We start from the raw sequence: 20,865 nt of genomic DNA, 5'->3' as shown, positions 1-20,865 counted from the left end.
CAGCGGCGGCACCAAGTTCTCAAGGACACCGCCGGCCGCCCGGTGAACGCGGACGGCTTATCTCTGTGAGCGCAATTGCACCTGGTGGATCGATCCCAAACGCGAGAGTCCCATTTGAATTTCCCGTCTGGTTCCCCCGCTTCGCGTTCAAGGATCCGATCGTGACAACCGTTCCAAGTAACGATGTCACGTCGTCTTGGCGGCGTACTGACCATCGCCCTCAACGCCAAGGGTATCATGAGCCTGTTGAAGATCGTCGATCGGCCGGATGACGCGGAGACCATCGAAATCGCCGTCCCAGTGAAGCTGAAGCGCGGCGGCTTCGCGCTTCGTCTGGTTCTGCCGAACGGCAAAGCTGCCTTGCCTCAGGCCGACGATCGGTTGCTCAAGATGATCGCGACAGCACGTGAATGGTGGAAGCAGCTTGTTGCTGAGCCAAAGCTGCGCATCGCCGACCTTGCCGCCGCCAATGCCATGACCGAATCCTGGGTCACCCGCGTGCTGCGTCTCGCCTTCCTTGATCCGGACAGCGACGCCTTTGTCTTTCCCGGCGCCCGGAAGACGAAGCCCTTGTCGGTCATGGCCTTCGACATGCAGCTGCGCCGGCTGGACCGCGAATACACCGTGCACGGCTTTCGTTCGGCGTTCCGCGACTGGGTCGGTGAGGAGACGGCGTTCCAGCGCGAGGTCGCCGAAGCTGCGCTGGCGCACACGGTGGGTGATGAGGTTGAGCGCGCCTATCGCCGCGGTGATGCGCTTGAGAAGCGGCGCAAGCTCATGGAGGCGTGGGCGCGCTACTGCGAGCACGGTGCCGATGAAACGGACGCCGATCAGGCCGCGCCATCGGGTGAAGAACGTGCGGATGTCATCGAATTTTCGGGGGAACTGGGGGAACAAGGGGTACAAAGCTGATCCATCAAGGGAAATTCTGCTCCCCATGCATTTTTGGTTTGGGGAACATGGGGAACAGGTCTTTGCCCAAGCTTGTTGGCGTTCGGTGTTGGTCGTTGCGCGCCAGGAGCGGTCGTTAGCACTCCGCCGAGAAGCGGCCATTCAAACGGCCACGACGGCGGCCAATCATTGCTGCTCACCGATCTGCGTCGGGGGCGTGATGTCGAAGGCTTCGATCCACGCGCAGACTCGCTCGCTTTCGGCGCGCAGCGGCGAGCCGAGGGGCGTGTAGGCGAAATAACTGCGCGACGGTAGCGAGATGTGCGGAAAGGGCGTCATCAGCCGACCCGCGCGCAGATCGTCCTCGATCAGGGTGGACGGCGCCATCGCCACGCCAAGGCCGTCTACCGCCGCCTGAATCGATAAGTAAAAGTGGTCCAGCGTCAGCGTGGCCGCCGGTTCGAGGGAGCCATGCCCGGCTTGCGCCAGCCAGTCGCGCCAGAGCCGCGGCATGCTGGCAACATGGAGAAGCGTGTGCCGGGCGAGATCCCCTACCTCGTCGAGCGGCTGGCGCCGCAGCAGCGTAGGGCTGCAGGCGGGGAGGCGTCTCTCCGGGAGCAGAAGGCGGGCCTCGAAGCCGTGGAAGGCGTCCGGTCCGCCGCGGATGATCAAGTCGTAGTCATCGGCCAGCCCGTCCACCGGCTCGTTGCCGGTCGTCAGCTCGATCTCGATGTCGGGATGAGCCTCCCGTAGCAGGCCGAGTTTCGGCACCAGCCAGCGGAGGCTGAAGGTGGCGAGCGCGTTGACCCTGAGCACCACGGTGCCGCTGGCTTTGCGGCCGTGCAACGCAGCCGCCCCGGCAATGCGCTCGAGCGCGGGATGGATTTCGGCGAACAGCGCCTGGCCCTCCGCCGTCAGCGCAACCCCGTGACTCAGGCGGCGGAACAGTGCCGGGGGACCGAGCCATTCCTCCAGAAGCCGGATCTGCCGGCTGACCGCGCCATGCGTGACACCGAGTTCTGCAGCGGCGTCCTTGAAGCTCGACCGGCGCGCGGCCGCCTCAAAGGCGCGGATGGCATTGAGGGGCGGCAAAGGCCGATCCTTCGAAGGGCTTCTCATGTGAATTTTTCTAACATGGCGCCGCCAAATTAGTCGTTTGCGCGCCACATTCTAGCAGGCGCACAGTGCTGATGTGACAAATTCATCCAGCATCGTCCCTTCCGCCGAGCCGTCGGCGCTGTCGCAGACGCCGCAAACCCGCCGGCGCACTCTGACCCTCGCCGGCCTCGCCCATGCCCTGCATGACGGCTACACCGACGCGATCTACGTGCTCCTTCCGGTGTGGCGGGCCGAGTTCGGCCTCGACTATGTCGCGCTCGCGCTGCTGCGTGGCCTCTATGCCGGCGCCATGGCCGCGCTGCAGGTGCCGGCGAGCTGGCTCGCTGACCATGTCGGCGGCCGGGCGGTGTTGATCCTCGGGACGGTGCTCGCCGCTGCCGGCTATGGGCTGGCCGGCTTCAGCGGCGGCGCGGTGGGGCTCTATGCGGCGCTGCTCGTCTCAGGCGCCGGTTCCAGCGTCCAGCATCCGATCGCTTCCAGCGCGGTGTCGCGCGCCTATGGGGCGGCAGCGCGCGGGCCGCTCGGCACCTATAATTTCAGTGGCGACCTCGGCAAGGCCATCATTCCTGCCGCGCTATCCTTCGGCCTGTCGATCGCGCCGTGGCGGCCGTCACTATGGCTGCTTGCGCTGGCAGGAATCGCGGTCGCCGCCCTGCTCACACTGCTGATGCCCAGGATCGAAGCGCCGCCGCCGCCCGCCACCTCGGGACGCGCGCCCCTGCAGCGCGGCGGTACCGGTTTCCCGCTGCTGCTGGCGATTGGGGTGATCGACACCGGCGTACGCATGGGGTTCCTGACCTTCCTGCCGTTTCTGCTGCAGCTGAAAGGTGCCTCGCAGCCGCTCATCGGCACGGCCCTTGCTCTCGTCTTCCTCGGCGGCGCGGCGGGCAAGCTCGCCTGCGGCTGGCTTGCCCAGCGCTGGGGCGTCGTCGGCGTCACCCTGTGCACCGAGGGGCTTACCGCCCTCATGATCGTGCTCGCCGCCGTCCTGCCTCTCCTGCCGCTGCTGATTATCCTGCCGCTGCTTGGCCTCACGCTGAACGGTACGTCCTCGGTGCTCTACGGCACCGTGCCGGAACTGTCGCCGGCCGATCGGACCGAGCGCGCCTTCGCCATCTTCTATACCGGCGTGATCGGCTCAGGGGCACTGTCGCCGCTGCTGTTCGGCGCGGTGGGCGATCAGGCCGGCCCTGTCGTCGCGACGCTGGGGACCGCCGCCGCCGCGCTGGTCAATCTGCCGCTCGCACTCGCCCTCGGGCCGAAACTGATGAGGCGGTGAGCGGTGACCATTGCCCTCATGCACACGACTGCCGAGCGTGGCGTCTGGCGATGGACTTTTCGAGTCTGGCTTTCGGATGGCCTGCAATAGGACAAGCGACGACATGGTGAACGACACAAACCTCCGTGCTGGCCGATGCCATTGTGGTGCCGTGCGCTTCGAGGTGTCGCTCAGCGATGGCTTCAACTCGATCCGGCGCTGTACCTGCTCCTACTGCCGCATGCGTGGCGCGGTCGTCGTAATAGCCGAAATGGGCGGGATGCAGATCCTCGAAGGCGAGGAGATGCTGACAACCTACCGCTTCCATACTGGAGCTGCGCAGCACTTCTTCTGTTCGCGTTGCGGGATTTACACCCACCATCAACGACGATCCGATCAGCGCCTGTATGCTGTCAACGTCGCCTGCCTCAACGGAACAAGCCCGTTCGATTTCCTTGAGGTGCCCGTCATGGACGGCGTCAATCACACGAGCGATACCGGAAAGCCAACGCGCCGAGCCGGCATTCTGCGTTTCATTCCGGCAAGCTGACCGTCGCGGATCCCCCAGCCCTACTCGGCGTAAAGGCGCCAGGAGCCGACATCGCGCTTGCTCTAGCTTTCGGACGTTCGGCGGACAGTCAGACGAGAGTGAATGACCCGGCTATGAGCACCCGCGGCTGCATTGCACTCAGCGTCGTTGGGCGTAACCATGCTCGGAGAGGGGCGGGCAATTCAAGGAAGGGTCCACGTCATGTCGAACAAGTCAGGCGAGCGCCTCGGCCGCCGCGATTTCATGATTGCGTCCGTTGCGACGATCGGTGCGTCGGCCGGGCTCGTCGCCAACGCTCCTTCCGCCAGCGCCCAGGGCTCGACGCACACCGCTGCCGGTCCGGCTTCCGGCGCTGCATCCGCAACGGTCTATACCGGCGATGTCATCCAGGGGAGAAAGGTCGTCAGCGCGCTTGACGTCAATGATCTGGAGCCTGGAAAGAAGCATCACCTGTATTTTCAGGGCGTCGAGATGCCCTCCGGACAGCACTGGTATGTGTCCGTGACGGTCGCCAAGGGAACGCAGCCGGGCAAGCGTGTCGTTCTGGTCAGCGGCGTGCATGGCGACGAGATGAGTTCTGTGCATACGGTCCACTCCGTGATGAACCAGCTCGATCCGGCGCTGATGTCGGGCACGGTGATGGCCGTCACCGATGTGTCCCGCGCAGCCATCGAAGGTATGCAGCGCCGATGGCCCAATGCCGGCAGAGGCGCCGATCTGATCGACATGAACCGGGAATGGCCCGGCAATGAGAACGGCCTCACCGCGCCGAGCCGACATGCCGGCTTGCTGTTCAACCGGCTGCTGCGGCCTAACGCCGATGCCGCGATCGACTTTCACACCGGGACGACCGGGTTCGATGTCACTGCCTTCAACATCGGCGGCATGGATGTGCCGGAGGTCAAGGCGATGGTGGAACTCTACCCCGTGAGCCAAGTCTTCGACAATCACGTCTATCCCGGTGTGCTGCACAACGCCTTCATGGATGTGGGCATCCCCGCCTTCACGCCGGAGATCGGCGCGGCTCGCGTGCTGGACCTCGAAATGATCGCGCTGTTTGTGGAAGGCACGATGAACGTCCTCAAGCATCACGGCATCGTCGCCGGGCCGATGGGACGCACGGGCAAGGACGTGGGCGTCTTCGTTGGCAACAGTGCCTTCCCGATCCTGGCAACCGAGGGCGGGATCGTCGAGCATCTGGTCAAGCTGAACGACAAGGTGCAGCCCGGACAGAAGGTCGCCATCCAGCGCGACAGCTTCGGCGAAGTGGTCGCCGAATACACAAGCAGCGTGGCCGGAGAGGTGACCGGTCAGCGCAGCGACGCGCTGGCCGAGCCCGGCAACCCCTTGGTGTTCATCCTCTTCCACGAGGATGTACCAGGTCAGGATGAGACTTATCCCGAGTGACAACTTCGCACTCGCAGCGTGCATCGGTCCGGATGCCCGATGCGGTACCTGCGCAAGACTTAGCTGCGCGGAGGGCACTAGGTCCGTCAGTGCCTGAACGCGCCAGGAGCGGGAATTCGCCTCGCTACCGGACAGCAGACGTTCGCCTTCGCGTCCGATAGCGGTCGCTTAGTGGCTGACAATAATGTCAAATGCCGCGCAGGCTATACAATTGGGTAGAGCGCTGCCGACGCCAATCTGCGCTCCAGCAGAGGCGATATACCCCGCTCTTCACGGCCGCCTCTATCGGCAAGGGCTTCTCTCGAGCAAGTGGCGGTGGAAAACCGGCTCCGCAAGAGGACCGGCGGTAGGCGCTCGTAGCCATGACCTTTGCGCCTTAGGAGGCCTGTGTTGTTCGACGAGACGCGAAATAGTCGACGGCGTGGTCAGCGAATCGCCGAAGTATCAGCCCGCGATGGCCACCGCCGCGTGAAGCGAGCACGACGCGCAGCGGGCGTACCTCGTTATCGATCTTCAGCGTCTTCACCCTGCCTCCATCGTATGTGACAGAGGATGGAGGCCGCATCACCAGCAGCGTGAAGCCGAAGCCGGCAGCGACCGCGCTCCGTACCGATTCCAGCGAGGTGGAAACGTAGGAAATGCGTGGGCTAACCCCGATTTCTTCAAGCAGGCCCTCGAAATAACTCCGGCTCCCCGGCCCGTCGAGCATGACATAGGGTTCTGCAGCGAGATCCGAGAGATTGATCGAGCGGCGGCCGGCCAGCGGATGGTCGGCGGCGAGCACGACCATCGGCCGGAGTGCGGCGAGCTCGACAAAGGCCAGCCCCTCAGGTTCCGCGCCGCGATCATAGGTCAGAGCGAGATCAATCGAGCCCTCCCGGAGCGCGTCGGCGAGATCGGTGAGCGACATCTCCCTCAGGCGGATGATGACCCCTGGAACGATGTCCGCGAAGGAACTGATGAGGCGCGCTGCGTAGAAGGGAGAGAGTGTCCAGAATACCCCGAGACGAATCTCTCCTGCTGCTTCCGCGGCCAGCGCCGAGGCTTCGCGCTCGACCTGCTGGGCCTGCTCCTCCAGGCGGGTCACGTGCTCCAGAAAGACGCGACCTTGAAGCGTGAGCGTCAGCCCCCGTGCGTGGTGCCGATCGAACAGCGCGAGGCCGGTGACGTTCTCCAGCTTGTCCAGCGCCTGCGCGACCGAGGGTTGGGAAATATTGAGCGCGCGGGCGGCTTGCGCGATGCCGCCATGCTCGGCGACGGCGCGGAAATATGTGCACTGGCGGAGAGTGTACCGAACCATATTAATCCTTGTCTAAAGCCAAGATATTTGAGTTTTTCCCTATCTTGGAAAAAGTTCAATCTGTCTTCCGATCGGCTGCCCTGCTCGAGTGGAGCGGCGCCTGCCTGCGAGGACAAGGATCAGCGCCATGTCGCCAGCTCAGCCCATTGCCGAACTACTCGAGGCCGCAGCACAGCCGTTCGAGGACGCACGCGCAATGCCGCCAAGTGTCTACACCAGCCCGGAATTCCTCGCGCGCGAGTTGGACGCCATCTTCTCCAAGGAATGGATGTGTGTCGGCCGATCCAGTGGCCTCGCCAATGCGGGCGACTACCTGACCTACGAACTTGCCGGCCAGCCGGTAATGGTGCTGCGCGACAAGGAAGGCCAGTTGCGCGCTTTTTCCAATGTCTGCCTGCATCGCATGTCGACGCTGCTCGAGGGCACCGGAAACCGGCGCGCGATCGTCTGCCCGTATCACGCCTGGACCTACGGTCTCGACGGCCACTTGCGCGGGGCGCCGTTCATGACGGAGACCACGGGCTTCTGCAAAGATGACTACGTCCTGCCGTCGATCCGCTGCGAGGAATGGCTCGGGTGGATCTATATAACGCTCGACAAGGATCGCCCGAGCGTCGCCTCGACGCTGCGGCCGCTGGAAGCGATGATCGCCCAATACCAGATGGAGAACTATATCGAGTGCTTCCGCGAGACCCACGTATGGGACACGAACTGGAAGGTGCTCGCGGAGAACTTCATGGAGAGCTACCACCTTCCGGTCTGTCACGCCGAAACTGTGGGCGGCCACTCAAAACTCGAGGAGATGGAGTGCCCTCCGGGCCTCGCTGCCTTCAACTATCACTGGATTACCAAGGAAGCGTCGCTACCGATCGGTAATGCGCACCCGGACAATACCCGTCTCGAAGGACGCTGGCGCAAGACGACCGCGCTGCTGGCCCTCTATCCCAGCCACCTCATCACCCTGACCCCCGGCTATTTCTGGTACCTGTCTCTGCATCCAAAGGGCACCGGCCAGGTGGCGATGCTGTTCGGCGGCGGGCTGTCACCGGAATTCATGGCCGACCCGCGAGCCGGCGAGTATGTGGCGACGCTGAAAAACCTGCTGGATGAGGTGAATGTCGAGGATCGCGGCTGCACGGAGAAGGTGTTCCGGGGCATGAATGCGGGCGTGGCTCGCGCCGGCCACCTCTCCTATCTAGAGCGGCCGATCTACGATTTCATGCACTACATCGCTGATCGCGCAACCGGCTTCGATCGCTCCTTCGCTCTCGCCGCGGAGTGAGACCATGGCGACTGAGCGCGCCGATATCGAGGGGATGAACGAAACCCCGACCTTACCGGCACCGGGTCGACACCTTCCTTTCGCAGGAAAGGCACTGCCTCAGTCGCGCCGACGCGTTTGCGAAGCTGGCTGACTATATCACCACCCACCTGTTCGACGAGCCGCTGCTCATGGTGCCGTTGCGCCATGAGCGGAAAGTCGCTGTTGGCCGGAGAGCAGACGTTGAGAGCAGCAGACGTTGAGAGCATTGGACCATGAGCATGCGCCGGTCCACGCTCGGCCAGTTCGGCCAAGCGTAGACAGACCCCTGTCATCAGACGGTCGGGACGGTGCCGCCGTCGACGACGAGCTCTGAACCATGGATCGAAGAGGCGTGATCCGAGGCCAGGAAGGCGATGGCTTCGGCGACCTCGAAGGGTTCGGCGCCGCGACCAATGGCAATGCCGCCGAGGCCCTTCAGGACGAGCTGGCGCGCGTCCTCAAGCGTGCCGCCGTTGGCGTCTTGGATACGCTTCGCGCGGTCTCAACAGGCCACGCCATCGGGTACACTGCGCATCAACGCCTTTCCGACGGCGGCGCGGGAGATTTTCCCTTGGCTCGTTCTGCCGTTTCTCCGGATGTACCCTCAGGTCCATGTCGACATCGTCTCCGGCGGCTTCGACCTTGGCGTCCGTAGCATCGACCTCGTACCGGCTGACATGATCGCGGTCCCGTTAGGTGTCGCGCGGCGCAATGTCGTGGTGGGCACACCGAGCTATTTGAAAGCGCACGGGACGCCTATGGCCCCCCAGAATCTCGCCGAGCATTGCTGTCTCCGCGTCCGGCTTCCCGATGGCGCGATCTACCGCTGGCCGTTCGAGAAGGACGGGCAATCGGTTCATATCGACGTCGAGGGCGCCATCACCCTCGACGAAGCGAGCCTCGCACGCAGCGCGGCCCTCGCCTCTGTCGGTCTCGCCCTGGCGATGGAGTCCGACGTGCGCGATGACATCGAGGCAGGCCGCCTCGTGCGCGTGCTTGAGGATTGGACGCGGACACTATCGCCCTTGAGCCTCTACTACCCGAGCCGGCGCAACCCGACCGCCGCGTTCAAGGCATTTATCAACTTTGCGCGCCGGCATAGTGGAGGCAGCGATGCCCCGGGGCTGTCGACAGGTTGAGATGCGCCAAGAGCGGAAGTCTGACGGCCACTGAAAAGTGGACGTCTCCATAGCAATCATTCCGCGCGTTTGACGTCGAGGATCTGCCTGTCCGTCTCTATTTTTCAGTGACTCCTTGAGGGAGTGCGGAGCCTCAAAATGCACCAGGCCGGCTTTACGTAGATCCCATCAGAGGGTGGACGGGCGCGCGAATCGTCTGGTCATCGATACTGGGGCGGCAGTTGATTATGGTGGTCTGTGCGAGCGGTCCGGTGAGCACGTGCGTGAGGATGAATGCTGCGGCGAAATCAGCGTGGACGCGGCGCGTGCCGCGTAGGGTCCCCGATGCGTGACGAGAGCGAGGACTTGCTGCGACGTACCAATCCGCTCCCGTATTGGGGGACGGCTTTGCCATCCTTTCTGACCAGCACGGTTTCGGCGCTGATCCGGTGCCGGTGGACCACCCCATGTTGCCCGCATGTGCTAGGTGGAGGCTGAAATCTCAAACTAAGTTCCGATTCGATGTCTCCGAATCGATAGACAAGGCGCGCTGAGTCCATGAGGCGGGATAGGGCGGGCGACAGCACTCGCCCCAAGAAAGGCGTGCGCTATCACTTTGGCTTTCTCTGGCGTTTCGTCGTTTTTGCGCTGCCCTTCTGGTCGGCGGAACACAAATGGATGAACCGCGGTCGCCTGGCCCTGATCGCGGCCCTGACGGTTGCCCAGGTCGCGGTGCAGGTCGGGCTGAATTCCTGGTCGGCGCGGCTCTACAATGCGCTGGAAGCACGCCAGCTCGACACGTTCCTCCAGCAGATTGTCACGTTCGTGGCTTTGCTTCTGGCGAGCCTCTTCGTGTTTTCCGTCTCGCTCTATGTCAAGCGACGGCTGCAATTCGCCTGGCGCGTCTGGCTCACCAAGAACACCTTGTCGACCTGGATGGCGGAGGGACGGCACTATCAGCTCGGCCTGATCGCGGGCGACCACGACAATCCGGACGGGCGCATCGCTGAGGATATCCGCGTCACCACCGAGTCGGCGGTCGATCTCGGCCAGTCGCTGTTCTACTGCATCCTGCTTCTGGGAACCTTCGTCAGCGTCCTGTGGGAACTCTCCGGCGTCATACATGTCGAGATCGGCGGGACGGTCATCGCCATACCCGGCTTCATGGTCTTCATCGCACTCACCTATTCGGTGATCGGCACCAGCATGGCGCTATGGGCGGGGCTGCCCTTGGTCGGCGCCTCCAATCTGCGGCAGACGGTGGAAGCCAATTTCCGGTTCGGCCTGGCGCGGGCGAGGGAATATTCCGAAAGCATCGCCTTGATCGGCGGCGATACCGACGAGCGAATACACCTTCAGGAGTTGCTGCGTGGCGTAAGGCGCGGCTGGGAGAGCCAGACCGATAGCCTGGTGCGCATCATCCTGTTCACCACCGCGTACAGCGTGCTGGCGAGCCCGTTCCCGCTCCTTGTCGCGGCGCCGCGCTATATTATGGGGCTGATCACGCTCGGTACGCTCATGCAGATGGCGCAGGCGTTTCAGCAGGTCACCGCCGCGCTGTCATTCCCCATAGACAATCTTTCCAACATCGCCCAATGGCGGGCCTCCGTCGAACGCGTGATGGCGCTTCAGGAGGCACTGGGCCAGCTCCAGGAGAAACTCGGCGAGAACCGCATCGAGGTGAGGCACGAGGGCGATGTGCTGCAGTTCGCCGGCGTGCGCGTGATGGAGCACGATGCGGTGCCGTTGATGCACGAGATCACGGCCGAGATAGGCCCGGGCGAGCACGTGCTGATTGAAGGCGACACGCAGCTATGCCACACGCTTCTCCTTGCCGTTACAGGGCTTTGGCCATGGGGCACCGGAAAGGTGACGCTGCCGGCGGATGCGAACATCTTCATTGCCAGTGACCGACCCTATCTCCCCGTGGGAGCTTTGGGCGAAGCCGTCTGTTACCCGCTGGCGCTCGGTGTCTGTTCTCCGACCAACATCGATTCAGCGTTGCGCCGCGTGGGTCTGAGCGATTGGGCGGAGCATCTTGGCGTGGTGGAGAATTGGGACCACGTGCTCTCCGCGGCGCAAAAGCAAAGGCTCAGTTTTGCGCGCATTCTGCTTCATCGGCCCGACTGGATCTTCCTGGCGGAGGCAACGAACGCGCTCGACGAGGCGACCCAGCGTGAAATGGCCCAGATGCTTGTTGAGGAGCTTCCGTCGGCGGCGGTTGTGGCCGTCGGTCGAACCGGATTGTTTGACGGATTTTTCCGGCGCGTGCTGCACGTGGAAGCAGAGACCGCATCCCGGTAGTTGTCCTGTTGCGGCTCATATGTGAGGGAACGACAAGTGGAATCGGCTGGAACGGATACCGAAGCTGTGACGGTGGCTCCCGTGCCGTCGGCCTTGGCGCTGCCTGCTTCGTTCAAGTGGGGCGTTTCCACCGCGGCCTACCAGATCGAGGGAGCCGCCGCGGAGGACGGGCGCGGCCCCAGCATCTGGGACCTGTTCAGCCGGCAGAAGGGCCGCGTCGTCAATGGCGATACCGGCGACGTGGCGTGCGACCACTATCATCTCTATCGCGAGGACGTGGCGCTGATGCGTCGCCTCGGCGCGCAGGTTTACCGGTTTTCCGTGGCCTGGCCGCGCGTGCTGCCGCGGGGACGCGGCCGGACCAACAGCCCGGGCCTCGACTTCTATGACCGCCTGATCGACGAGTTGCTCGAGAGCGGCATAGAGCCGTGGCTGTGCCTGTATCACTGGGACTTGCCGCAGGCGCTTGACGATCTCGGCGGATGGCAGAACCGCGACATCGCTTTCTGGTTCGCCGATTACGCCGCCTTGATCGCGCGCCGCTACGGCGACCGTGTCCGGCATTTCGCCACCTTCAACGAACCCAATGTGTGCACGCTGTTCGGTTACGGCATGGGCTGGAACGCCCCCGGTATCGCCGACCGCCGCAGCTTCCTGCAGGCGTCCCACCATGTGAACCTCGCGCATGGCGAAGCGGTCCGCACCCTCAGGACGCTGGTGTCGGACGCCCAGCTCGGCGCCATCTACAACCGGCAAGTCTGTCTGCCGGTGAGCGCCGCGCCGGAGGATGCGGTGGCGGCCAATCTTCTCGACGCCTGCTGGAACCGGCTCTACGCCGACCCGCAATGCCTCGCCGAATATCCGCCCGAGCTGGTCGACGGCGTCGAGGAGTTCATGCATGCCGGCGACATGGCGCGCATCGCCCAGCCGATCGACTGGTTCGGGCTGAACCATTATTGCCCGATCTATGCGCGCGCCGATCAGGGCCCGCTCGGCTTCGCCTGGGCCGATGCGCCGCGCGATCGCCCGGTGACCGGCGTGGGCTGGCGCATCGACCCGGACGCGTTCCGCGACGAGCTGATCGGCACGCACAAGCGCTACAGGCTGCCGATCTACATCACCGAGAACGGCTACGGCGCGAACGAGACGCTCGACGAGGCGGGCGGGGTGAACGATGGCGGGCGCATCGCCTATCTCGCCGCCTATACCCATGCGCTCGAGGAGGCCGTGGCGGCCGGCGCGGATCTGCGCGGCTATTACGTCTGGTCGATACTGGACAATTTCGAGTGGGGCTCAGGCTACGCCAACCGCTTCGGATTGGTCTATGTCGATTACCCGACGCAGAAGCGCGTTCCCAAGGCATCTTTCGACTGGTTCGCCAGGCTGATCCAGGCACAGCGGCAGCGCGATCGCGCGTGATGAGGGCCCGCGAGCAGGACGAGCAGCAGGACGAGCAGGGGGTGATCGAGGGCTGGGTCACGCGCGACGCCCATTCGCCGCTGCAACCCCTGCCGCCCGTGCCGTTTTCCCGATCGTCGCCGCGGGAGGCGCTTCCCATCATCGACGTCGACGATCGCCGGACCTTCCAGCCGATCGAAGGCTTCGGCTTTGCGCTGACCGGCGGCAGCGCCTATCTGCTGGCGGGGATGGCGGCGGCGGACCGCGCGGCGCTGCTGCAGGAGCTATTCGGCGCGAGCGAGGAGTCGCTCGGGCTGAGCTGCCTGCGGCTGAGCATCGGCGCCTCCGATCTCGGCCCGAGGGCCTTCAGCTATTGCGATCTGCCTCCCGGGACGACGGACCCCGACCTCGCGCATTTCGATCTCGCCGCCGGCGACGTGGACGTGGTTCCCGTGCTGCAGCAGATATTGCGCATCAATCCGACACTGAAGCTCATCGCCTCGCCATGGTCGGCGCCGCCCTGGATGAAGAGCAGCGGCAGCTTCATCGCGGGTTCGCTGAAGCGCGACTACTACCCCGCCTATGCCCGGTACTTCGTGAAATATGTCGAGGCGATGCGCGGGCACGGCATTCACGTGAGCGCGGTGACGCCGCAGAACGAGCCGCGCAATCCGCAGAACGAGCCGAGCATGGTGATGACCGCCACGGAACAGGCGGAGTTCATCAAGGGATATCTGGGACCGCAGTTGCGCCGGGCCGCGCCGGAGACGGAAATACTCTGCTGGGACCATAATTGCGACGAGCCGGACTATCCGCTCGCCGTGCTGGGCGATGCCGGCGCGCGCGCCTATATCGCCGGCGTCGCTTGGCATCTGTACCGGGGAACGGCGGAGGCGATGTCGAAGGTGCGGGCCCGTTATCCCGCGAAGAAAGTGTACTTCACCGAGCAATGGGTGTCCGCACATGAGGATCCCATGGGCGCGCTACGCTGGCATATGAGGAACGTCGTGATCGGCGGCCTGCGCAACTGGAGCCGCACGGCGGTGGAATGGAATCTGGCCTCCGATCCCGATTGCTCCCTGCACACGCCCGGCGGAGCGGTGGGCTCGCTGGGCGGCGTGACCATCGGGCCCGCCGTCGCGCGCAACGCCGGTTATTATCTCATGGCGCATTCGGCGCGGTTCATCCGGCCGGGGGCGGTGCGCATTCATTCGAGCGAAGAATCCGCGAGCGAGGAGCCAGCGATCCTCAACGTGGCGTGCCTGACGCCGGATTTGCGCGTGGTGATGCTGGTCATGAACGACGCCGACGGTCCGCGGCGCTTCCGCATCCGGCATCGAGGGGCGCACGCGACGCTGGAACTGGGGGCGGGCGATATCGCGACGCTCCGTTGGCCCCTGGCGACGGCGGCGGTTCACAGCGACGCTTGAGAAGCTGTCCAGCGCGTTGGAGTTCCACATCACGGGACTGTTCAAGGACCTTAGAAAGGCGACGCACCGATTGCTCCTTTGAGAGCGGAGAGAGAGCTCAGGTGGGATCGGCAAGGTCGGTCGCGTCGTGAACGTTGTCACTCCACGCCAGGAGCGGCCGTAGGCCCTGTCTCGATTTGCGGACATTGCGGTGCGCTCCGAGACGCATATGCTCCCAGCCGGTCGCCGCCCAACAGGAGCGCTGCATGGAAGTAGTCGACACGGCCGAAGTTATCGTGTTGATCGACAATGCGAGCGACAGCCTTTCCTCGACCCCCGACGGTGTTGAAACTGAGTTCGCACGGCACCGCCGCCGGGGCATGCCATGGCTGTCCGGGAAGTGCCTGTGCTGCGCGGCACATGGGCTTTCCTGTCTGATCACGGCGACCATTGGTGCGACCAGCCAAACCTTGCTGTTCGATGCTGGCCCCGATGAGTGGGTGTTCGAGCGCAATGTACAGAGGCTAGGTGCTGATCTTGCGCCGGTCGGCGCCATGGTGCTGTCACATGGGCATTGGGACCATAGTGGGGCGATGCCGCGCGCATTGCAGATGATCTGCATGGCTAATGGCGGTCAGCGTGTCCCGACCTTCATGCATCCCGACATGTTCGCGCTCCGGGCTACCCGCTCCAACGACGGCCGGTTTCGTCCGATGGAGTTGGTGCCGAGCGAGGCTGTCCTGAGTGGCTGCGGCGGCCGTGTGATTGTCACCCGTGACGAGCAGCTGGTGCTGAACGGGACATTCTATGTCAGTGGCGAGATTCCGCGCGTCACCCCTTTCGAGCGCGGCTTCCCCGGCCAGCATCGCCAGACGGCGACGGGTGACTGGGAGCCCGACGAGATCATGCCCGATGAGCGCTTTTTGGCGATTAACCTATCGGGCAAGGGGCTGGTCGTGTTCACCGCCTGCTCGCACGCCGGCCTGATCAACGTGTTGAATCATGCGCAGGCGAAATTTCCGACCATTCCGCTTTACGGGGTGTTCGGAGGCTTTCATCTGTCGGGCAGTACCGAGGCCATCATTCCGGAAACTATCACGGCGCTGGCGTCCTTCGATCTGCGATTGATAGCTCCCGGCCACTGCACAGGGTGGCGGGCTGTCAGCGCGCTGGCTGGTGCCTTTGGTGAACGAGTCATCCCCATGTCGGTTGGCAAGACGTTTCAGCTTTGACGATAGGTACGAAGTCGCGAAGACATGCGGAGCGATTTGAAGAAAGTAGCTGAGAGGCAATGACGGCTTCGCTCAACGGAAGCGCCCAAAAGAAGGCCTGTTTCAGCCTGGCGCCAAGAGCAGAAATCAGCTCGCCGCCCGACAGCGGACGTTTGCCTTCGCGTCCCACAATGCCGACGCGCGACGTTATGCGCTCACCTCACGCCAACATCCGGTTCAATGGGGACGATTTCGAGAAGGTGTTGTGGATTTGGGAAATGCAGCAAGCCGGGGACTCAACCGATGGATCAGACGATGCTGCAACTACATGAACCTGATCAGCTGGGAGTACTTTCAGGCAGCGGCGACTTGCACCGACACCTTCGAAATATTGTAAAGCGATACTCGGCCGCCGTCGCCTGCCTGGGGGGCGAATAGGGCGAGGTTTATGCCATCGCTGACCGAGCTGCGGTAGACGACGCCATCGAAGCCGCTCTTCTTGATAAACTCGCATAGATATTGGCTCGGAATATAGTCGATCGCCGCGCACGCCGGCTGAACCGGTCGCGTCAGTTCCTCGCCGAGGCGCTCAAGGAATGGCAGGTCGGCGCGCAGCTGGCCAATCTCGCTCGCGTCGGTCAGGATGAAGGGGGATACCAGCTTGCGCGGATTGCGAAGGTCCACGGCCTTGATCTTGGGGATCGTGAAATCCGCAACGCAAGCCACTTCGCCGGTATGCGGCCTGATCTCGGCCGCGGCCGTATCGGGAAGACCCCATCCTCGGTGCGAATACGCGCGCGATACCATCGTCGGGGCAATGGCAGCGCCAGCAGCATGTCGAGCAGCTGGCGGAGACGGTCCAGATCGATGGCGACGTTGAGAAACCAGCGATTAGAATACATCATCTCGTCTCGCAGTTTGTCCCACTGCGCGAGGCCTTCGCTGATATAGCTTTCCGATGGGGCAAAGCCGCGCCGGACGATCTCACCATCATCGAGAATTTCGCCGAGCAGCTCTTTTGCGTGGGCGACGTCCATGCGCTGATGGCTGAAGAGCTGCCAATCGTCCTTCATCCATTCGACCAGCGATTTCCCATCTTCACTCGGTTCGTAGACATTGACCAGCAGCTCGAAATAGTTGGCGAGCTTGGTCTTCCACGAAAACGTTCGTGAGGCCGGACATGCCATCCTCCAGCTCGGTCGCCAGTGACGTTGCCCCCTGGATCGTCCTCGGTTTGAATTGGACTCCGTCGGAAGGAGACGGAGATGAAGAAGAGTCGATGCGGGACGTCGCCACGCTGCGCGAGGCGCTCGGAAAGAACTTCTGAAGCCCGGATCACGGAGAGCGTTCGTGACCTGGGCGATCGAAGAGAGGAGCTACTCGCGGCGTCGGGCCTGCGGTCTGATCGGGCTCGACCCGAAGACCTGTCGCTATGCCTCGCGGCGATCCGACGATGTGGAGATCCGGGAGCGGCTGAAGACCCTTGCGGGCCAGCGGCGGAGGTTCGGCTATCGGCGGCTGCACATCCTGCTGCGGCGGGAAGGCATCGCGCTGAACCACAAGAAGTTGTTCCGGATCTATCGGGAGGAGCGGCTGACAGTGCGCCGGCGGGGCGGGCGCAAGCGGGCGCTCGGCACACGGGCGCCGATGAACTTGCCGCAGGGGCCGAACCAGCGCTGGAGTCTCGACTTCGTCGCCGACCAACTCGTCGATGGCCGGCGCTTCCATGTGCTGGTCGTCGTCGACGACTTCACCCGAGAATGTCTGGCGCAGCACGCTGCCACCATCACCGTTTTCCCTCGACAGGGAAGCTGGAGCCTTGGCCGCTGTGGCGGGTCGGAGGCGAAATCGTGATGGAACTGCCCCTCACCAGCGTCGCCAGCACGCTGGAGCCACAAATCTGCCTGGCTGAGGAAGGCTTCGGCTTCGCCTGCCTACCACTGCTCGCCGTGCGCCGGCAGTTGGAGCTGGGAACGCTGGTTAGCGTGCTCGACGCGTACATCGCCGATGTCGGTGCCTTCCACATCCTCTGGCCGGCGAGCCGCCATACTTCGCCCAAGATCGCTGCCTTCGTCGCCTTCATGGCCAAGACGCTCTTCGCCGACCCGCCCCCTTCGCCGGGCGCGGTCAATCATCTACCCCGACTCCGCCTTTGAGGAATAGGACGAGCCTCTTGACGATGGGGACGGCACAATAAGGCAGCCTTATTCCCTGAGCGCCAGGAGCGGAAACTGGCTTTGTCCCGGATAGCGGACGTTCCCTTCGCGCGAAAGCAGCCGCTTATGGCCACCAATTCTCCTGGCCGTCACGACGATCGGCTCAAGAACCGTGACGTCCGCGTCGGCATTGGCTTGAACGGGCGTTTGCTGTTCCGGCGCCGTTTGAGCCTCCGCGGCGCAGTGCCACGCTGAAGCCAGGAGCGTCGCAAGGAAATATATCTCTCTCAGATTCAGTTTATAATTATTAAAATTCATCATTTGCCATCCTCGCCTTTAGTAAGCTGCGGTCGACAAATCGCGAATGAACCGCATTAAGCTCTGAATATACTTGGATAACCGGAACGAGATTTTGCTGATCGGCCAACTTGTATATCAATCCGGCCAAACTGCGGACGCTCAGCCTGGAAGCTCTGCTGCTCTGCGCAGTGGAGCGTCGCGAGGCTCTTCTCCCGAAGCACTGGCCGATCTCAAGCAGCTCTGTGCATGGCACCTCCCAATTCGGTCCCGTTTGAGTAAGACTGTGCCGACAATTGGGAAGGCGCTGCGTCGAATGAGATCCTTATGATGGAGATCCAGCCTCTGCTGTCGGCGAACGACATCCTGTCGCAACCGCGCTTCGGGCTGGCGCGGGAGATTTATGTCCGCGAAATGCTCGAACTGCACGAGAACCAGCCGGCCGAGAACCGGCTGCTGATCGATGGCGGCACAGCGACGATCTTCATGAGCGTCATCATCATGGACGCCGGACATCGACCCGACGACCGCGCTACATGGCCGACCATGCAACTGCTCAAAGGGCAGATGGAGGCACATGGCATCGCGAGCGGGCGCCGCACCCACGATATCGTTCGCCGTCTTGCGGATACGGGATACATCTCGGCCTACCGGGCGCCGGACGATCGCCGCGTCACATTGCTGGCGCCCACGGACAAGATGCTAATCCATGATCGCCGCGCGCTCCGGGTCTATTATCACCCGCTGCACGTCCTCTTTCCGGACCCCGGATATCCCGAACCGGTCAACCACGACCCGGCCTTTCATCGCGTGGCGCGCGATATATGCGCCGCGTTCCTGGCCCATGCGCAGCAATTCATCCTGGCCAATCCGGTGATCGCCTTCTTCCTGCCCCGGCAGGCCGGCCACATGATGCTAACCAAGCTCATGCATGTGTGCGCCCATCAGGACGATCAGGCGGCGGCGCAGGTCTCCTTTCTCAAGATCGGCGACAGCTTCGGCGTGTCCCGCACCCATGTGCGCAAGTTGCTGCAGGCGGCGGCGGAGCTTGGCTTCGTGCGGCTGTCGGGCAACAGCGTCGACGTCACGCCCGAGTGTCGCGCCGGCTTTGACCGATTCCTGGCCGACACCATGGCTGGCCATGATCTCATTTATCGCATGGCGAAGGCACGCATGACCCCTGGCGAAGACGCCGCAGCGGCCCCAATCGCGGCCGTTGGAGCAATTTGACGGTATAGAGTAACCTCAAGCGTCACCTTTCCGCTTCCCTTTGCCAATGCAGGCGAAAAGTTCCGTAACGCCCGTCCGGTGGCGCCTCTAATGTCGGTGCGTCGGGACGTGGCGCGCGGCTTATCAGGTGGCCAGCAGCGCCCCGTGGCGATTGGAGCTTCAGTATCGGGGGGATGTCATGGTACCCATTGTTGCCGCCGACACGCTCGCGCGGGCGCATGTGCACGGCGCGACGGACCCGTCCGTCAACTGGCTCGGAGCCTTCGCCACCTGCGGCGGGCATGGCGCGAGCCAGTCCTCCACCATCGTCTATGAGATTCCGTCCGGCGGGCGCCTGGGCTGGCACACCGATGCCACGGAAGAGACCCAGTACATCCTCGCCGGGACAGGCGAACTCCTGATGGAGGACGGCAGCCGCGCCATCGGCGCGGGCAGCGTCTTCGCCTTGCCGCCGAACGTGCGGCACGACATCGTCAATACGGGCAGCGAGACGTTGCATGCCGTGGCCTTCTTCGCGGCGGCCATGTTCACCCAGACCTTCGACCAGGTGATGCTGCCGCCCGATACGCATGTGCTCGGCACGCCGAACCGGAACGGCTGACTTCCGGCGCTGAAGCGCCCTCTCTTTTCTGAGCGGATCGGCCGGCACGCCTTAGGGTGCGCGGGGTGTTGGCCACCTGCGCGCTGCCGCCCGAAGCGGCCTTATTTCGGCGTCCACGAAACCGGCAGCAGGCCGCTCGTTGCCGAGCCGCCTGGCGCAACCTCGGGCCATAACTTCCTGTGAAGACGCCGGGAAGGGCGCAGTCCAACCAGCCTGTTTCCAGGCTCTCTAGCGCTATCTCGGGCGGCGTCTCCATGACCTTTGGTGGTGGGTCGCAATCGTCTCGGCAACGCCAACGATTTCTCAAGGTCGTGGTCGAGCGCTTCGACGACATTCAGCGGGAAGCGCGCAGCTTTTGCGATCAGTTCGTCCGCTACCACTGCCCCGAGGGCGCGGATGCTCAGATCAGTCGCGTCGCCGCCCGGTTCGGCCTGATCGCCGCGGCCGGAGAGATTGCGCGCGACGCCGGCATCGTGCCGTGGCCGGAAGGCGAGGCCATGCCCCGCACCAACCTGACGGCCAAACAGCAGCGCTTCACTGAGGAATATCTGGTCGATCTGAATGCCACCCAGGCGGCACGGCGGGCGGGATATAGCGCCAGGACGGCGGCGGATATCGGCAGGCAGCTGCTCCGGAAAGCTCCGGTTGCCGAGCGGATCAGGCTGCGATGGCGGAGAGGTCGGCGCGCACCAGGGTCACGCAGGACCGCGTAGTGCAGGAAGCGGCCCGGCTTGCCTTCCTCGACATCCGCAAGGCGTTCAATACCAATGGCACGATTAAGCTGCTCCACGAGATGGATGACGACACCGCCGCCGCACTGGCTGGCCTCGATGCGATCCTCGATGCGGTCGAGCTTAGCGAAGACGGTTCATCCGTGGGCAGCATCAAGAAGCTCAAGCTCGCGGACAAGAAGGGCGCGCTTGAGCTTCTCATGCGTCACATGGGCATGTTCAACGACAAGCTGAAGATCGCCGGTGAGGCTGAGAACCCGCTCACGCTGCTGATCAAGCAGATCCAGGGCAACGCCCTGCCTGTGGTCGCCAATCCGCCCGACGACGAAGACGACGACTGACAGCCCGCACACACTGTCAATGACCGGGAACAGGGCGGGGGCCTCAGGCTCACCGCCCTTTTTGTTCGGGACAGTTCGTCCTCATTCGCCGGAATGGCCGTCGACGGGTGGGTATGTGGTGGGGTAGTCAAAAATACGCGTAGAAATTACGCAGCATTTGCAATGTGTTAAGGGGATTTTATGGCGGGCCACGACCGATAGTGATGAGCACTACGTTTACGCTATAGCCCTATGATTTAGG

The 20,865-nt window shown here is 63.5% G+C and carries 19 protein-coding genes and 2 pseudogenes; 15 read left to right on the top strand and 6 right to left on the bottom strand.

Annotated features, from left to right (window positions below):
* Nucleotides 1–183 precede the first annotated feature (183 nt).
* Nucleotides 184–912, top strand: coding sequence for a hypothetical protein (locus tag OJJ21_RS00795; RefSeq protein ID WP_297682360.1), 729 nt, complete (start codon nt 184–186; stop codon nt 910–912).
* Nucleotides 913–1,077: 165 nt separating this feature from the next.
* Here OJJ21_RS00795 and OJJ21_RS00790 read toward each other — a convergent pair whose 3' ends face one another.
* A complete protein-coding gene (locus OJJ21_RS00790) occupies nt 1,078–1,983 on the bottom strand; it encodes a LysR substrate-binding domain-containing protein (protein ID WP_297682358.1) in 906 nt (301 codons plus the stop codon).
* 100 nt (nt 1,984–2,083) lie between these two features.
* Between OJJ21_RS00790 and OJJ21_RS00785 the strand changes: the two genes are divergently transcribed.
* The 3 genes from OJJ21_RS00785 to OJJ21_RS00775 all read left to right on the top strand — a co-directional run bounded on the left by OJJ21_RS00785 (nt 2,084) and on the right by OJJ21_RS00775 (nt 5,225).
* Nucleotides 2,084–3,289 (top strand): MFS transporter, encoded by a 1,206-nt coding sequence (locus OJJ21_RS00785; RefSeq protein WP_297682356.1) that lies wholly within the window; start codon nt 2,084–2,086, stop codon nt 3,287–3,289.
* Nucleotides 3,290–3,392: 103 nt separating this feature from the next.
* The gene (locus OJJ21_RS00780) at nt 3,393–3,818 is read left to right on the top strand and encodes a GFA family protein (protein WP_297682354.1); all 426 of its coding nucleotides are present in this window, start codon (nt 3,393–3,395) and stop codon (nt 3,816–3,818) included.
* A 201-nt stretch (nt 3,819–4,019) separates the two neighbouring features.
* Complete coding sequence (locus OJJ21_RS00775; RefSeq protein ID WP_297682353.1) at nt 4,020–5,225, top strand: succinylglutamate desuccinylase/aspartoacylase family protein; 1,206 nt, start codon at nt 4,020–4,022, stop codon at nt 5,223–5,225.
* Between the two features lie 376 nt (nt 5,226–5,601).
* Here OJJ21_RS00775 and OJJ21_RS00770 read toward each other — a convergent pair whose 3' ends face one another.
* Nucleotides 5,602–6,525 (bottom strand): LysR family transcriptional regulator, encoded by a 924-nt coding sequence (locus OJJ21_RS00770; protein ID WP_297682351.1) that lies wholly within the window; start codon nt 6,523–6,525, stop codon nt 5,602–5,604.
* A gap of 127 nt (nt 6,526–6,652) precedes the next feature.
* Between OJJ21_RS00770 and OJJ21_RS00765 the strand changes: the two genes are divergently transcribed.
* A complete protein-coding gene (locus OJJ21_RS00765) occupies nt 6,653–7,807 on the top strand; it encodes an SRPBCC family protein (protein WP_297682349.1) in 1,155 nt (384 codons plus the stop codon).
* A 313-nt stretch (nt 7,808–8,120) separates the two neighbouring features.
* Here the strand turns inward: OJJ21_RS00765 and OJJ21_RS00760 are convergent, their stop codons facing one another.
* Nucleotides 8,121–8,243 (bottom strand): SDR family oxidoreductase, encoded by a 123-nt coding sequence (locus OJJ21_RS00760; RefSeq protein ID WP_366092129.1) that lies wholly within the window; start codon nt 8,241–8,243, stop codon nt 8,121–8,123.
* Here OJJ21_RS00760 and OJJ21_RS00755 point away from each other — a divergent pair.
* The 5 genes from OJJ21_RS00755 (at nt 8,242) to OJJ21_RS00735 (ending at nt 15,289) form a co-directional block, all read left to right on the top strand.
* Nucleotides 8,242–8,967, top strand: a complete 726-nt coding sequence (locus OJJ21_RS00755; RefSeq protein WP_297682347.1) for a LysR substrate-binding domain-containing protein — start codon at nt 8,242–8,244, stop codon at nt 8,965–8,967. The genes OJJ21_RS00760 and OJJ21_RS00755 overlap by 2 nt on opposite strands.
* Nucleotides 8,968–9,549: 582 nt before the next feature.
* Entirely contained in the window at nt 9,550–11,250 is a 1,701-nt protein-coding gene (locus OJJ21_RS00750; RefSeq protein ID WP_297682345.1) for an ABC transporter ATP-binding protein/permease, read from the top strand.
* A gap of 66 nt (nt 11,251–11,316) precedes the next feature.
* On the top strand, nt 11,317–12,669 hold the full coding sequence (locus tag OJJ21_RS00745; protein ID WP_297682343.1) for a GH1 family beta-glucosidase: 1,353 nt from the start codon (nt 11,317–11,319) through the stop codon (nt 12,667–12,669).
* Nucleotides 12,669–14,078 carry a glycoside hydrolase family 30 beta sandwich domain-containing protein gene (locus tag OJJ21_RS00740; protein ID WP_297682341.1) on the top strand — a complete coding sequence of 470 codons (1,410 nt, stop codon included), beginning with the start codon at nt 12,669–12,671 and terminating at the stop codon, nt 14,076–14,078. Before OJJ21_RS00745 ends, OJJ21_RS00740 begins: the two co-directional genes overlap by 1 nt.
* A 245-nt stretch (nt 14,079–14,323) precedes the next feature.
* A complete protein-coding gene (locus OJJ21_RS00735) occupies nt 14,324–15,289 on the top strand; it encodes an MBL fold metallo-hydrolase (protein ID WP_297682339.1) in 966 nt (321 codons plus the stop codon).
* Between the two features lie 333 nt (nt 15,290–15,622).
* On the opposite strand, the gene OJJ21_RS00730 is transcribed toward OJJ21_RS00735, so the two are convergent.
* Nucleotides 15,623–15,994, bottom strand: coding sequence for an RES family NAD+ phosphorylase (locus tag OJJ21_RS00730; protein ID WP_297682337.1), 372 nt, complete (start codon nt 15,992–15,994; stop codon nt 15,623–15,625).
* Nucleotides 15,907–16,455, bottom strand: coding sequence for a hypothetical protein (locus tag OJJ21_RS00725; RefSeq protein WP_297682335.1), 549 nt, complete (start codon nt 16,453–16,455; stop codon nt 15,907–15,909). Before OJJ21_RS00725 ends, OJJ21_RS00730 begins: the two co-directional genes overlap by 88 nt.
* 193 nt (nt 16,456–16,648) lie before the next feature.
* Between OJJ21_RS00725 and OJJ21_RS00720 the strand changes: the two are divergent.
* Both OJJ21_RS00720 and OJJ21_RS00715 read left to right on the top strand, forming a co-directional pair.
* A pseudogene (locus tag OJJ21_RS00720) lies at nt 16,649–17,038 on the top strand (IS3 family transposase); the annotation flags it as partial.
* A complete protein-coding gene (locus OJJ21_RS00715) occupies nt 16,945–17,424 on the top strand; it encodes a LysR substrate-binding domain-containing protein (RefSeq protein ID WP_297682362.1) in 480 nt (159 codons plus the stop codon). The pseudogene OJJ21_RS00720 and the gene OJJ21_RS00715, both read left to right, overlap by 94 nt.
* Nucleotides 17,425–17,472: 48 nt before the next feature.
* Here OJJ21_RS00715 and OJJ21_RS00710 read toward each other — a convergent pair whose 3' ends face one another.
* The gene (locus tag OJJ21_RS00710) at nt 17,473–17,745 is read right to left on the bottom strand and encodes a hypothetical protein (protein WP_297682333.1); all 273 of its coding nucleotides are present in this window, start codon (nt 17,743–17,745) and stop codon (nt 17,473–17,475) included.
* Between the two features lie 303 nt (nt 17,746–18,048).
* Here OJJ21_RS00710 and OJJ21_RS00705 point away from each other — a divergent pair, with 303 nt between their 5' ends.
* From OJJ21_RS00705 to OJJ21_RS00695, 3 genes and pseudogenes are all read left to right on the top strand, one after another.
* Complete coding sequence (locus OJJ21_RS00705; RefSeq protein ID WP_297682330.1) at nt 18,049–18,951, top strand: hypothetical protein; 903 nt, start codon at nt 18,049–18,051, stop codon at nt 18,949–18,951.
* 178 nt (nt 18,952–19,129) lie between these two features.
* On the top strand, nt 19,130–19,552 hold the full coding sequence (locus OJJ21_RS00700) for a cupin domain-containing protein (protein ID WP_297682328.1): 423 nt from the start codon (nt 19,130–19,132) through the stop codon (nt 19,550–19,552).
* Between the two features lie 254 nt (nt 19,553–19,806).
* Nucleotides 19,807–20,624, top strand: a pseudogene (locus OJJ21_RS00695) (terminase small subunit).
* Nucleotides 20,625–20,865: the final 241 nt, after the last annotated feature.

Source organism: Ferrovibrio sp. (assembly GCF_025869515.1).
In the GTDB taxonomy this organism is placed as follows: Bacteria; Pseudomonadota; Alphaproteobacteria; order Ferrovibrionales; family Ferrovibrionaceae; genus Ferrovibrio.
Note: the sequence above shows the minus strand (reverse complement) of the source record. Positions and strands in the feature narration are given on the sequence as shown.